The 15,249-nt window shown below is 29.9% G+C and carries 12 protein-coding genes and 1 pseudogene; 1 reads left to right on the top strand and 12 read right to left on the bottom strand.

The window, feature by feature from the left end; all coding sequences use genetic code 11:
* Positions 1 to 49: 49 nt before the first annotated feature.
* The 12 genes from BUB33_RS04735 to BUB33_RS04685 form a co-directional block, all read right to left on the bottom strand.
* Positions 50 to 262 (bottom strand): hypothetical protein, encoded by a 213-nt coding sequence (locus BUB33_RS04735; protein ID WP_234949986.1) that lies wholly within the window; start codon positions 260 to 262, stop codon positions 50 to 52.
* Positions 263 to 281: 19 nt separating this feature from the next.
* Positions 282 to 824, bottom strand: coding sequence for a hypothetical protein (locus BUB33_RS04730; RefSeq protein ID WP_234949985.1), 543 nt, complete (start codon positions 822 to 824; stop codon positions 282 to 284).
* A gap of 2 nt (positions 825 to 826) precedes the next feature.
* On the bottom strand, positions 827 to 964 hold the full coding sequence (locus tag BUB33_RS16545; RefSeq protein WP_234949984.1) for a hypothetical protein: 138 nt from the start codon (positions 962 to 964) through the stop codon (positions 827 to 829).
* A gap of 230 nt (positions 965 to 1,194) precedes the next feature.
* Positions 1,195 to 2,082 (bottom strand): zf-HC2 domain-containing protein, encoded by an 888-nt coding sequence (locus BUB33_RS04725; protein ID WP_072973762.1) that lies wholly within the window; start codon positions 2,080 to 2,082, stop codon positions 1,195 to 1,197.
* Complete coding sequence (locus tag BUB33_RS04720) at positions 2,069 to 2,572, bottom strand: RNA polymerase sigma factor (protein WP_072973756.1); 504 nt, start codon at positions 2,570 to 2,572, stop codon at positions 2,069 to 2,071. Before BUB33_RS04720 ends, BUB33_RS04725 begins: the two co-directional genes overlap by 14 nt.
* A gap of 211 nt (positions 2,573 to 2,783) precedes the next feature.
* Complete coding sequence (locus tag BUB33_RS04715) at positions 2,784 to 3,284, bottom strand: NUDIX hydrolase (protein ID WP_072973755.1); 501 nt, start codon at positions 3,282 to 3,284, stop codon at positions 2,784 to 2,786.
* A gap of 190 nt (positions 3,285 to 3,474) precedes the next feature.
* A complete protein-coding gene (gene rlmD / locus BUB33_RS04710; protein ID WP_234949989.1) occupies positions 3,475 to 4,776 on the bottom strand; it encodes a 23S rRNA (uracil(1939)-C(5))-methyltransferase RlmD in 1,302 nt (433 codons plus the stop codon).
* 216 nt (positions 4,777 to 4,992) lie between these two features.
* Entirely contained in the window at positions 4,993 to 7,320 is a 2,328-nt protein-coding gene (locus BUB33_RS04705; protein WP_072973753.1) for an ATP-dependent DNA helicase, read from the bottom strand.
* An 81-nt stretch (positions 7,321 to 7,401) separates the two neighbouring features.
* The gene (locus BUB33_RS04700; protein WP_072973752.1) at positions 7,402 to 9,879 is read right to left on the bottom strand and encodes an ABC transporter substrate-binding protein; all 2,478 of its coding nucleotides are present in this window, start codon (positions 9,877 to 9,879) and stop codon (positions 7,402 to 7,404) included.
* Positions 9,880 to 10,027: 148 nt separating this feature from the next.
* Positions 10,028 to 12,139, bottom strand: coding sequence for a methyl-accepting chemotaxis protein (locus tag BUB33_RS04695; RefSeq protein WP_072973751.1), 2,112 nt, complete (start codon positions 12,137 to 12,139; stop codon positions 10,028 to 10,030).
* A 195-nt stretch (positions 12,140 to 12,334) separates the two neighbouring features.
* Positions 12,335 to 12,562, bottom strand: coding sequence for a hypothetical protein (locus BUB33_RS04690; RefSeq protein WP_072973746.1), 228 nt, complete (start codon positions 12,560 to 12,562; stop codon positions 12,335 to 12,337).
* 117 nt (positions 12,563 to 12,679) lie between these two features.
* Positions 12,680 to 13,702: a pirin family protein gene (locus tag BUB33_RS04685; RefSeq protein WP_072973745.1), complete on the bottom strand. Its 1,023-nt coding sequence runs from the start codon at positions 13,700 to 13,702 to the stop codon at positions 12,680 to 12,682.
* Between the two features lie 264 nt (positions 13,703 to 13,966).
* Between BUB33_RS04685 and BUB33_RS04675 the strand changes: the two are divergent.
* A pseudogene (locus BUB33_RS04675) lies at positions 13,967 to 15,104 on the top strand (IS3 family transposase).
* Positions 15,105 to 15,249: the final 145 nt, after the last annotated feature.

The following is a 15,249-nucleotide window of genomic DNA, read 5'->3' as shown; positions in this document are numbered from 1 at the left end:
AGTTGCTATTGCCATTTTTTCAGTTAGATATAGATCCTTGCCTAGCTTATCAAAAGGCCACTGCATAAAACTTTTCTATTTCTCTTGGACTAAAACCATCAAACCTTTTCATTAAATAATTTAAATCATCTATATTTACATCTTCATCAGCTATAATATTTAAAAACCTTTCATCCCTAGCATCTTCTATATGGCAGTTTGAATCTATTGTCATTTCTATTCCTAACTCCTCACATACTTTTCCTAGTTCTTCTTCCTCCAATCTATTCTATATTCCATTCCTATTTAGTAATTAAAAATAACTCTGCACCATATCTATTAATTAAGGCAGAGTTAATAATTGCTTTAAAACTTATATCTTCAATTAAATCCTTGTCTGCAAGTTCATTTGTTTTTATGCACTCCTTGCCAGTTGATAGAGTCCTTGCAGTTTGGTATAGGGCATAGGAATTTGTATCTATATCTTTAAGACAAATACTTCTAAAATCAACTTTATTATTCTTTAGTATTTCTTCTGAGTTTCTCCATAGGTTTTTATCAGCAGATAAAAGAAAAAGAATAGCAAGAAATCTTGATGATGTATCATCTATCCCACAGCCTTCCTCTTGGAGGAAATTATAGAACCTTTCCTTGTGCTGGTAATTTAAAAATACTTCTCCTTTAAAACTTTTACTAAGTTCCTTTAATCTATCTCTTAAAAAATTGTTATTTATTCTACCAGAGCAATCCATTACTAAATCCTTGTATCTTTTCTTATCTGCATTGACTTTGAAATTCCAATCATTATATCCACAGTTCCTACAACTATTATCAACATTAATCATACTTAGCTTACATCGCCTCCTTGGCAATTAAAATAATTATTGATGACTGTCCCACTTCTTCTTAGCTGGAAATTTGGAACCATGACCATTAATTGCTCTATTCCTTCTAAGCCTGTTCCATACATAAATAATTTTGACATTGATCTCATTCCTTTCTTCCTATTAGTTTTTTAAATAAAAAAGAGGCGAAGACTATCGATTATAAGTTGACCGAAGACTTCGCCTCTTTGGGTTTCTTTATTTAGTTTTGGATTATATAAAATAAAAGCACCAGATTTTTACATCTTAGTGCATTTATAGTTACATTTTTTAAGTAATTATTTGCGGCTACAAATTAGAATTTGTGAAATACGTGTTATGCTCATAATAGTTAGTGCCTAAATTTCGAATGTTTCTTTTTATACAAAATATAAAATAGAGAATAAATAGGTATTACTAAAAGCAAAATCAAATAAAAATCACGAGTTGCTGAATATGAAGTGGCATTCCATCCTTTAATCATAATATGACTTACAATATAAGAAATGGGAATAAATAGTATTTTTACTATTATGGCTTTAACTTTTTCTTTCTTTCTGAATATTACAACAAGTATTGCCAAAACAAGTGCAAACAAAATGGCAGTGACAAAATAATAATTCAAAAACAATCGAGGTAAGGTCATAACTCCTCCATTATTAATTGGATTTCTTCCATAGATTACTTTATTTTCTTGCCCACCATTAGACACATAATAAATAGTATTAACTGTTTCTCCGTTTGGATTTACCGTTATATCTTGCTTTTTCTCGATATTAAAGAGTTTGTTCCAGATTGTATTATAGATACTAATATCATATACACCTTGCTCACTTTGATAAATCTCATATTCACCTGTAAAAGAAAGCGTTACACAGCCATTATTATCCTTTACAGAAATAATATCAAATGATTCATCATAAGGTAGATATTCAGGTGCTGTTAAATATGCAAATGATAATATTACAACGATGGCTGAAATAACTGCTGAAAGAATACCTGTAAATACTCGTTTTTTCTTTATATCAAATCCTATTTTTTTTATCACTTCAACACCGCTATCCTTTTCCGAACAAATTTTTTTAACAGGTATATCTGTTTGTGATAGTTCCAATTCATTTTTGCACTCAGCACAATGACTTAAATGCTCATCTACAAATTGTTTTGTATCGTCACTGATAACATTTTCAACATACAAAGGTAATATATCACGAACAATACTACACTCACGATTTTTCATTGTTTTGTTCCTCCATTCGTTTTAATATTTGATTTTTAGCTCTGTGGTAGGTAACGCAAGCCCAATTATCGGTCTTATTGAATATTTGACCAATTTGCTTGAAACTCAAGTCTGCAAAAACTCTCCACATAAATACTTCTTTATAAGGTTCTGGGATAGTATGCAATACCTTTTGAATTTGTACTGTTTGTTCGTGGGTAATGATTTTTTCATCAATCAATGAATTGAGGTCTACTAAATCTTCTACTTCCACTCCTTCAATTTTGCTAATATTTTTTTGCTTTTTTAGATGGGAATAATAACAATTTTTTGCTATTTGGCACAACCACACACGTAAATCGCAATCTCCTCTAAAGCTATCAATGGATTGCATTGCTTTAAAGAATGTTTCGCTTGTTATCTCCTCGGCGATATGTTCATTACCTGATAACTTTCTGATATATAAGTATACATGGTTAAAGTAAGTATTGTATATCTGTTCAAACTCCATTACTCTACCACCTCCTTTCACTTATAAGACTTCGCATATATAGAAATCTTACAAAACTTTTCAAATATTTTTATTTGGCTTTTGAAAATAGCTGTCCACAAATGCAGACAGCTATAATAGAGGTTATATAAATAATCTTCCCTACAACTTCCTATTTATATATTTGATTATAAATAATACTTAGATCGCAATATATAAATTACGTGAACTATTAATATTTTAATTTCATTTTTAAATATTTTTCTAAAGTAGAAACGTGCATTGGATAAAATAAACTCTTATCACCTTCTAATAATTCCTTTAGTTCTATTAATGATATCCATCTAATATTTTTCGTTTCATTACTCTTGTTTAATAATTCTCCATCAGCCCTACATATAAATGTTTGCACCATTATTGGATATTTTCCTTGAATATTTTGGCTACAAGAAAACGGAGTATAGTTTAGCACTTTATATCCATTAGATTCAAAAACTATTACTTCATTCTCACCTTTAATATTTGTAACCTTTAATCCAGTTTCTTCCCAAATCTCTCTTCTCAAACAATCGAAAACATTCTCAAATTCTCTTATTTTTCCAGCAGGAATTTGTAATAGTCCATACTCCAATATAGCTTCATCCTTGCACCTATCTTGAGTTAATATGTAATCTATTCCATCAACATTTTTCTCTATTATTCCAGCTACCCCAAGTTTAGCAAATAACTCCATTTTAAAATCTCCTTATAGACAATAATTTACTTACGTTCATCTATAGTATATAAGTCATCCATCCATTTATCAACCTAATTTTCCCAATTACCATCTATCATAACTCTAATTATCCAATGTCATCTATATTTTAGCCGATTTTTGACCCTTTTTTCAGCCTACAACCACTATATGTTGTGCTCAAGTCTTATTATTTCTCCTCTGAACCACAATACGTCATCAGAATTATACTCTCAACGTGAGGAGTCCTAGGAAACTGATCCATACATTTTACCTTCTCTATTTTATATCCTCTTTCAATGAATACTTTCAAGTCCCTTACTAAAGTAATAGGATTACAAGATACATATACAAATACCTTTGGATTAAAGTCTATAATCTTATTTATAGCCTTTGAATGAATTCCATCTCTTGGTGGATCTATAACTATTAAATCTGGTTTCTCTTTTAAATCATCTACAGCCTTTAGCACATCTCCAGCTATAAATTCTACATTATTTAGATTATTTAACTTTGCATTTTCACGAGCCTTCTCAACTGCTTCTTCTACTATTTCAATACCTATTACCTTTTTAGCTACAGGTGCCATTATTTGAGCAATTGTACCAGTACCTGAATATAAGTCAAATACCACCTTATCATTTATATCTCCTGCAAACTCTCTTACCATTGTATATAATTTTTCAGCACCAAATGTATTAGTTTGAAAGAAAGAGAAGGGTGATATTTTAAATCTTAATCCTAGCATTTCTTCAACAATATAATCCTTACCATATAATAGCTCAAGTTTATCTGCCTTTACTACATCAGACAAACTATCATTAGTAGTATGAAGTATTCCTGTTATTTTTCCCATAACCCTGAGACTATTTAATCTATGAAGAAATCCTTCTTTATCCAACTCTCCTTGACTAGAAGTCACTAAATTTACAAGTATTTCTCCTGTAGATAATGCTTTTCTAACTACTAGATGTCTTAAAAATCCTGTATGTGACCTTTTATTATAATAAGTAGTATTTAATTCTTGAAAGTAATTCAAAACATCGGCAAGTATTTTAGTAAAATCACTGTCTACTATATTACAATTTCCTACATTAACTACTTCATAAAATCTACCTTTACGATGAAGTCCTAATGCTAATGGTCCATCTTTTTTTTCATCTCCAAAGGTATACTCCATTTTGTTTCTATATCCATTTACTACAGGACTTTTCTCTATACCTAAAAAATTAAAATCTAGATCCTCTTGTTCAAACAATTCTCTTACTTGATTTTCCTTTAATTTTAATTCATTTTCATAGGATAAGGACTGATAAGTGCATCCACCACAAAATCCAAAATGAGGACAAGATGAGTCAGTTTCAATGGGGGATTTCTCAAGTATACTTACGAGCTTTGCTTCAATATAGCCTTTTCTTTTTCTACTAACTCTTGCTTGCACTTTCTGTCCCTTTATTCCACCTTTAAACTTAATATTATGTTCTTCATATATACCCTTACCTTTATTTGGAAATCATACTTCCTTTATTTCAAATTCAATTAAATCATTTTTCTTTACCATATTACACCTCCAAAAAATGTGACAGGAAGACAAATGAAAAGTCCCCCCGCCTAATACAATAATCTATCTTATTTCTTATTAATGAAATAATTATACAAAAAACCTATAATGTTTACAAGTATAAAGCCAAGGTAAGAAAACTACTAATTACCAGAATTTCTCTAAAACCTTCTTTATAGTCATATCATTCCTTACATTTTTAAATCCTAACCATTCATTAGGAAATAAGGACTTATATTTACTTGTTCCATATCTATCATCTATAAGCAGAATAGCTCCCTTATCCTGTGGAGATCTGATTACTCTTCCTGCTGCTTGTAATACCTTATTCATGCCAGGATATACATAAGCATATTCATATCCTTCACCTAAATTATGTGTAAAATAATCTTTGATTATATTTTTCTCAAAACAAAGCTGTGGCAAACCCACTCCTACTACTATAGCTCCAATAAGTTGTTCACCAGTTAAATCTATACCTTCTGAAAAAATTCCACCCATCACTGCAAAAGCAATAAGATTATTTCCCTCTTTAAAATTTAACAAAAACTCTTCCCTCTCAATTTCAGACATATTACCATTTTGTATAATTATATTCAAATCTTGATTTCTATTAATAAGCAAATTATATACTGTGGTCATATAGGCATAAGAAGGAAAGAATACAAAGTAGTTTCCTTCTTTAGCAGAAATAAAAGCTTCTATATATCTGACAATATCTATATAAGTCCGTTCCCTATCTCTATATCTTGTAGAAACATTATTACCAACCATAAGACATAAATTCTCCCTCGGAAAAGGTGAGCTAAGTTTTATATTATAGTCTCCTCTCTTTCCCCCAAGTAAATCCATATGATAATCTAAAGGAGTTAGAGTAGCAGAAAAAAATATAGCAGCTCTCCCTCTTTCTAAAGCCTCCCTTAATAAATATGATGAATCTACACAATATAATTTCAATATTAAATCTTTAGATTCCTCCTTAATATATGTGACATAATGATTGTCATAAAACTCAGAAATCCTATTAAAAGTTATTAAATTAAAATAAAGTTCTAAGACCTTATCATATTCTTCATGACTTTTTTCCTCTATAAGCCAAGGTTCTAAGACTGTTACAAGCCTTTTAATGGGATAGTATAAATCAGTTATTTCCTCTTTTTGATAATATTCTCCTTCTATTTCCAGCTCTCTTTTTAACTTATTTAATATACTATTTATTTTATTTAGACTCTTATAAATAGGAGGATATGTTTCTTTAAAAATATCTTTTAATTCCAAAAAATTATTTTTCTTTATTTCAGCTGAAAACATTTCCCTAGATCTATCTACTAAATTATGAGCCTCATCTATTAAAAACACATAGTTTTCAAATGGATTTTCAAAGAATCTTTTTAAATATACTTGAGGATCAAAAACATAGTTATAATCACATATAACTACATCTGACCAAAGGCTAATATCCAAGACAAATTCAAATGGACAAACATTGTGCTTTCTCCCATAAGAAATAGCCACATCTCTAGTAATCAAATCTTCATTTTCAAAAATATCCATTATAGCTGCATTAACTCTATTATAATGTCCCTTTGCAAAAGGACAATCTCTAGGATTACATTTAACTTCATCATTTAAACAAATCTTATCCTTTGCTGTAATTACAATGGTTTTAATCCTTAATCCTTTTTCTGTCATCATCTCCATAGATGCTATGGGAACTTCCCTAGTTATGGTCTTAGCAGTAAGATAGAAAATTTTCGAAGTAATTTCTTCCCCAATAGATTTAACAGATGGAAATAATGTAGACATAGTCTTGCCAATTCCTGTAGGTGCTTGAGCAAATAAACTCTTTCCTTCCTCTATAGTCTTATATGTAGCAACAGCAAGTTCCCTTTGTCCTTTTCTATAGCTACCAAATGGGAAAGATAATTGTTTGATAGTTTTATCCCTAGTTTCTGCCCAATAAAAAGTAATACTAGCCCATTCAATATATTTGTCTGTTAAGGATAAGAAAAACTCCTTCAATTCATCACAAGTATATCTTCTTTTAAATATCTTCTTTTCTTCTGATTCTATATGAAAATATGTAAGTTGAATATATATATAATTTAAATCATTTTGAATACAATAAATATATCCGTAACATTTAGCCTGAGCCCAATGTAATTCATTATAATTCTCATCAATATCTTCTAAATCCTTAGTAGTACTTTTTATTTCATCTATAATTATCTCATCAGAAAATGTAAATATGCCATCGGCACGCCCCTGTAATTCTATGATGAAATTATCATAATATACATTATGTTTTAATGTTACCTCTGGCTTATACTCAATACCATAGGATTTTTGCACCTTCTGATGAGCCTTAGTGCCTTCCAATGCCCTTGACATGGAAATAAAGCTATTGTCTATATCTCCCGAACGAAGAACAAACTCAACTAAATTTCTAACGGATACTTTAATTATATTACTCATATTATCTTCCTTTTTTATTATTTAAAATTATTATAATGTTTATTATATCAAAAGACACTCCACAAAGGAGTGTCTTTCATATTATTTATTTTCTTGTATTAAAACATTTTCATAATTTATTATGCCTAAAGGACTCATTCTTGCACCAACTATATTTTCCTTTGAAGCTAATGCTGTCCTAGGATGATAAATAGGTACCCATGGATAATCATCTATTATAATATTTTGTATATCTTTATATATTTCCATTTTCTTATTAGGATTAATTATTTCTTTTGCCCTATTCATAAATTCTACAACTTTAGGATTATTATATCTTGTAATATTTGTTTGATTATTATAATTAAATAAAGGCTGTAAATAATTATCAGGATCTCCTGTATCCGCTATCCATCTCCCTATAAATATATGACATTTTGCAATGATATCTGCATTTAAATAATCTTTATTAGGAATTTTACTAACCTCAACCTTAATTCCTAATGCTTCTAAATCTTTAATTATATATTGGCTTACTCTATAGAATAAAGCTGTTTCTGGCTCATCTCTTATAATTACCTTTATAGGATTCCCTGATTTATATAATCCTTCCTTATTTAGAATATCCTTGGCAATAGAAGGATTATATGAAATACCTTGTAAATAATCATTATCAACAATCTTAGGTGGAATAGGTCCCTTTGCTTCTTCTCCTAAATCCCCCAAAATATCATTTATTATTTTCTTTTTATTAATTCCCATATTTAATGCTCGCCTTGCTTCTCTACTCTTTGCAAATATAGAGTCCCCTTCCAAATTAAATCCTAGGTAATATGTTCCCATTACATCGTTTAAGCTTATATTTACATTAGGTAATCTTTTTATTCTTTCAAGGTCTTCTTTATTATTAAATGTAGCAAAATCATACTTACCTTCGATGAAACTCTGTGCCATATCTTCATTTTTATAGTTAACAATTATTTTATCCTGATAAGGAGCACCACCATAATACTCTTCAAAAGCTTTAAGAACACAATATTCATCAGTTGTTTCCTCTAAAACATAGGGACCACAACCTGTTATTTTTCCCTTTTCAAAGTCCTCCCTTGCTAAAATACTTGTACTGAATTGACCTAGATTTAATAAAAATCCACTATAGGGACTAATCAACTTAATGGAAAGTCTATATTTATCAAGCACTCTAACACCTGTTATTTCTTTTGCTTTACCATTTGCATAATCTTCTGCTCCTTCTATATGATTTAAAAACCAAGTATTTGGAGATCCAAGCCTTGGAGACATCATCATTTCATAAGAATACTTAATATCATTTGCAGTTATTTCTCTGCCATTATGAAACTTTGCCCCTCGCCTTATGTTAAACACCCAAGTAACTCCATCATCCTCTACATACCAACTTTTTGCTATTCCAGGAGAGATTTCTCCAGTTGCTCCAATATAAAGAAGAGCTCCATGAACATTAAATAAAACTTGAGCACTATCCTGATCTTTTGCTAATTGAGGATTAAATTCTAAGGGTTTAGAATTTAAAGATATATTTAAAATTGTTTCCTCTGCTCTTTCTGTTTGAATATTTTCTAGTAATTTATCCGATATAATCTTTAAATCCTTAGATACTCCTGCTAACATGTCTAAGGATGTTTTAGCATATTTTGTATTTAAAGAAGCAATGTCTACAAGAGATGTTACCTTATTTGAATTATTAGTCATATCAGAAGTTAGGCTAATTACACTTTCTAAACTCTGAGTTTGCCTAGCTATAGCATTATTTATTTCTTCCGTAACCTTTGATGTATTATTAATTGCATTGATTATTTCATTGAAAACTACCATAGTATTATTAGCAATTTCCACTCCCTCTTGTATCTTGCCCATACTATTATTCATTGCATTAATGGTATTAGATACCTCGTCATTAATCTCTTTAATAACCTGAGATATTTGGCTTGTTGAATTAGCACTATTCTCTGCAAGCTTCTTTACTTCATTAGCTACAACAGCAAACCCACGCCCAGCTTCTCCAGCTCTTGCTGCCTCTATGGACGCATTTAATGCAAGTAAATTTGTATTATAGGAAATATTATTTATAACCTTTAACATTTCATTAATACGCTCTGATTTTTTATTTAAATCATTCACCACATTTTTAGCATAAATTACTGATTTCTCTATTTCTTTCATTGCATTAATAGAGTTATTTACAGCATCATTACCAGTGTGTGCAATATCTAATGTATCTGCTGCAATCTGCCTAGAGTTTTCTGTACTTGCATAAACCTCCTCTGCTAGTGCTGAATAACTGCCAATTTCATCTATTACATTATGAATTGAATCCATCTGAACTTCAACGTGATCTGCTAAATCATATGTAATTTGTATTAAATTATCTGTTGCAAAGGCTGTTTCATCAATTTTCATAGTAAGTCTTTCTACTATATGTTTTTGATTTTTCTTTAAAATACCTATATCACTTGATAATTCTTTTATTTGTACTAAGTCCTCTTTATCCTCAAATACAACCATCTCTTGTTTTTGATTTTTTTTAATAAAATTAAACATCGTTTCCCCCCTACTAGAGTTAAAAATATAAATTACTATTATATATCTTATATTCTACAAAAGTTTTTAAATTCCTTCTTTTTATATGAATTTTACAAAAATAGATATCTAAATCTTAGATATCTATTTTTAGGTCTAATCATATTATTTAGTACTTAAATTTGGAAACATTTTCTTGCATTTCTTCTGCTAATTTTGATAATGCTTCACTTGCACCTGAAATTTCTTCTATGGAGGCAGTTTGTTCTTCTACAGATGCTGACGATTCTTCTGTTCCAGCTGCATTTTCTTGTGATATAGCAGACAAGCTTTGTATTATTTTTATAATCTCTTCTTTTTTCTTCTCCATCTCTATTCCTGACTTAGCAATAGATTCTATTGCCTTTTGTACATCTTCAATTGTATAAGCAATTCCATGGAACTTATCATTAGTTAACTTTACACTTTCATTTTGAGACTCTAAAGTTCTTCTAACCTTTTCCATTGTATTAACTGCATATTCTGTTTTACCTGCTAAGCTTTCTATTATCACTGTTATATCTTCTGTGAAAGAATTAGATTCCTCTGCTAATTTTCTTATTTCTTCTGCAACAACTGCAAATCCCTTGCCTGCTTCTCCTGCCCTCGCTGCTTCTATAGCTGCATTAAGAGCTAATAAATTAGTCTGGTCTGCTATATTTCCAATCATCTTACTAGCATTTTTTATTTTCTCTGCACCTTCATTTGTGTTTTCAATAATTTCATATATTTCTGCAATGGATTTATTGGTAATATTATTTTTCTCAACAAGTTCTTCTATGATTACGATACCCTCATCCTTTAACTTACTGACTTCATTAGCAGCATTATTTAGATTAATAGCATCTTCTTGATTTTTTTCTATTTCTTTTCCCAATTCATCTATTTCAATTGCTCCTCTTTCTGTGTCCCTTGCCTGCTCACTAGCAGCTCTTGCTATTTCATCAATTGCTCTTGCTATTTCTTCTGATGCTGAAGCTGACTGCTGAGTAGTAGCCATTAGTTCCTCGGAAGAAGCTGCTACTTGATTAGAAATATCAGAAACCTTTTTAATCAAACCTATAAAATTTTTATGCATAGTTGCCAAGGATTTAGCAATAAGTCCTATTTCATCTTCCCTTTTTAAGTATTTTATCGCACTACTATTTTCATCAAATGTTAAGTCAAAATTTGATAACCTTTCAACAACTTGAGATAGATTTACAATTGGTTTTGTTATGGTATTAGTAATTACTAAAGTAAATACTATTAAAATCATTATTCCTATAACACCCGTAACGATAGTCCTCGTTATAGATTCTCTTGTTTTTTCAAATATTTCATTACGTGGTATAATGGATATAAAAGACCATTTTGTACTGGTTCCACTTATACTTAAAGGTATTATAGTAAAATATTCTTTTTGCCCATTTGTTGAGGATATTCTCTCTAAATTAGCTTGTCTCCCATTTTCCACAATTTCTTGTATTTCCTCATCAGGAAAGAGTTCAAATATATTTTTTCCAAGCATTTCACTATCCTTGTGTCCTAAAATTAGTCCTTTTCCTGTAATAAATTGAACATATCCACTATCATATAGAATTATATTAGATATAACTTCCTGTAGTCTATCTAATGAAATATCAACTCCTGCAACACCTATGACTTTATCATTATAAATAATAGGTGCTGTGACAGAAACTAATATGACATCTTTTCCATATAGGTTATATGTTTGTGGTTCTAATACTGCTGGCTTTTTAGAATTCTTAGAAGTCTGATACCATAATCCACTTTCATCTAAATTGTCATATGTATCGTCACAAGTTTGAATATCAACAGTTCCATTTCCTCGATTCCAATATGGAACAAAACGACCTGTTTTATCATTTCCATCTGTATCTGCATATTCACTATCATTTCCATCTAAAGCATTGGGTTCCCAAACTGTCCATACTCCTATTAAATTGGGATTTTTCTCTATTGTGTTTTTTATAACTTGATTTATTGTACCTCTATCTATATTTCCACTTTGTTTCATGCCTTCAAATGTCCTAGACAATGCTGTAGTTACTATTAATGCATTGTTCATTTCTGCCTGTGCTAATTCTACATATTTCTCTGTTTTTGCTGTTACATAATTTATTGAATCCTTTTTCTGCATATCATAAGAATTAATTGTAATAATTCCAACAACTGATGCAAATATTATTAATACAACTGATAAAATACTTATTAACATTTTGATTTTTATAGATTTCATTTTTCTTCTCCTTTATTTTAACAGATATTTAATAGAAACTATTAATTTATTGTAAACAATCCCCAAGATATTATATATATCACTTCCAATACATAATTACAGTTAATTTTAACACACTTCGACAAAAATCACCATATTTTTACATTTGTTTTGAAATAAAAAAACCTTCATCTTTATATAAATGAAGGTATATATTTATAGCCATTTCTTATTTACTTGTTTTACAGTATAATCCCTATCACTCATTTTACAATAAGGACATCTTCTAACTCCTAACTCCTTATCTCTTATAAATATAACGGGTTTGGAACAATAAGGACACCAAAGTTCTCTTGGCTTTAACTTTACTCCATCTGGAATTTTTGTATCTGGAGTTTTATTATTTGTATTTATTATACTAAACATATCTGTTTGCTTACCCATGTCATCACCTATCTATATCAGATTAATATTAGAACTTATGTTTATCATTTTACTACTGATTATTGATTTTGTCAAAAACAATGCTCTTTTCTAAAAATCTAGAAAAGAGCATTGTTTTTATAATCTTTTTTCAATTGTTCCATCAGAATATTTTGCAAATCTATCTGTTTCATAGAAATGTACTGGATCTTCACGGTTCCAAGGCCATCCACCAAAACCAGTTTCCTTATAATCCCTAGATGCTTGGTGAATTTCTTCCATGGTATTCATAACAAATGGTCCATAAGCTACAACTGGCTCATTAATAGGTTCTCCTTCAAGTAAAAGTAAGTTGCTTTCTTTATTACCATTTGTTATTAAAATTGCATTCTCTCCTGATAACTTAATTCTATTAGATAAATTAATTGTCGATATATCTATACTTATGCTCTCACCATCATAATAATATAGATTTCTAGTTATGGTGCTAGATGATGCTGGAAGTTCAAATTTTGCTTTTGGTTCCATTTTTATTATCCATATATTTACATTGTTTTTCTCGTCTTTTGCCCATGATGCTGGTGTTGGTTCTAATGCCTGTGTTCCATTATATTTACCTGAAATGAGCTTTATGATAGTCTTTTTTTCATTTTCATCTATCTCTTCTATTACGGGGATGTCCTCTGCCCAAAGCATCTTATAATGAGGATCAGAAAATTTATCCTTTTTAGGTAAGTTTAACCACACCTGAAATAAATGAAGTGGATTATCTTTGTCTTTATTTATTAATGGAAACATTTCTGCATGCTGTATTCCTGCTCCAGCAGTCATCCACTGTACATCTCCACTTCCATATCTTCCAGCTGCTCCATGAGAATCAGAATGATCCACAAAACCTTCCAATACAATGGTTACAGTTTCAAATCCTCTATGTGGATGAACTGGAAATCCTGGTATGGTTTTACCATGATACATTCTCCAACCATTCCTTAGAATAAAATCATTTCCTATGTTCCTCCCTGATAATTCTGATGATGATGGTTCCAATTTATCATTGCCTTTAGGATAATTATCTTTATGATGAGCACAAAATAGAAAGGGATCTTCAGTTTGCCACATAAAATCTAATTTTTCAATTTTGAGTATTGAATTTTTTGACATATTATTCCTCCAGTTTATATTTTATTAATTTTATACCCTTTATAAAATTTTTATCCCTTTGAACTTTTTAATATTTCATTTAATTAATATCGGTATTTCCATCAATGAATGAAAATTTATATTCTACTCTAGTTCTATTAAAGGTTAATCCAGTAGAGATTAACATTAAAAATGCTACTATTTACATTCTACTATTGGATAGGTTACACTTAATAGGACAGATCTTTACTTAACATGGTACAATAAAATCAGGAGGAGATTTTAATGACCAGAAAACGTTATGATGAAGATTTCAAAAAACAGTTAGTAAAGATCTATAACCAAGGAAATCACAGTTACAGAAGTCTAGGTTATGAATATGGTGTAGCCGCCCCTACTATTAGAGCCTGGGTACTAAGATATAATAATTCTAATTCCTTTGATGTGGAAGATAATAGAACTGAAGAGGAAAAAGAATTAATTGAACTTAGGAAGAAAGTAAAGCAACTTGAAATGGAAAATGATATTTTAAAGCAGGCAGCACTACTACTAGGCAAAAAGTAGACTTATCATTTCTAATAGAAAGAAATACAGTATTAGTGCAATGTGTGAACTTTTAAAGGTCCAAAGAAGTTTAGTATATTACCATTTAAATAAAGAGCCTTCTACTCCTTGCAATAAAGAATCCATAATTACAAAACACATTAAAGATATCTTTATGCGTAGTAAAAATAATTATGGAACAAGAAAAATTAAAGTAGAACTAGAAAAATTAGGCCATAATGTTTCAAGAAGAAGGATATCTAGAATTATGAAAGAGAATAGCCTAGTATCTAACTATACAGTGGCTCAATATAAGGTTCGTGCTGCTAATTGCAATGAATCTCCTATTCCAAACATAGTAGATAGAAATTTTGATAATAGAAAGAAATTAGAGGTAGCAGTAAGCGATTTAACTTATGTCAAAGTATCTGATAAATGGAACTATGTATGTACTTTAATAGATTTATATAATAGGGAGATTATTGGTTATGCGGCTGGGGCTAAGAAAGACGCCAAACTTATAGAGACAGCTCTTTTAAGATGTAAATACTCCCTAAAAGATATCAAGATTTTCCATTCAGATCGTGGTAATGAATATGATAATGCACTAATAGATAACATTTTAAGTACTTTTAATATAGAAAGATCTTTAAGTAATAAGGGAACCCCCTATAATAATGCAGTTAGTGAAGCTACCAATAAAATATTAAATACAGAATTCATATATCAAAGAAAATTCGAGACCTTAGAACAACTACAATTAGAGCTAGCGGAGTATATCTATTGGTATAACAACCTAAGGATTCATGGATCTTTAGGGTATAAGACGCCAATTGAATATAGGGAACTAAGTATTATGACATTAGGAAAGGCATCATAGGTATTTAATAAAATCTATGTTAAGTAGGATTTTGTCCAAAAAGGGGTTGCCAATCCACTATAGTTCTATTAAAGGGATTAGTGTTAAAACAACCTTACCAAAATGTATATTTATTTACATTCTACTCTAGTTCTATTAAAGATGG

It is taken from the genome of Tissierella praeacuta DSM 18095, assembly GCF_900128955.1.
GTDB classification, from domain to species: domain Bacteria; phylum Bacillota; class Clostridia; order Tissierellales; family Tissierellaceae; genus Tissierella; species Tissierella praeacuta.
Note: the sequence above shows the minus strand (reverse complement) of the source record. Positions and strands in the feature narration are given on the sequence as shown.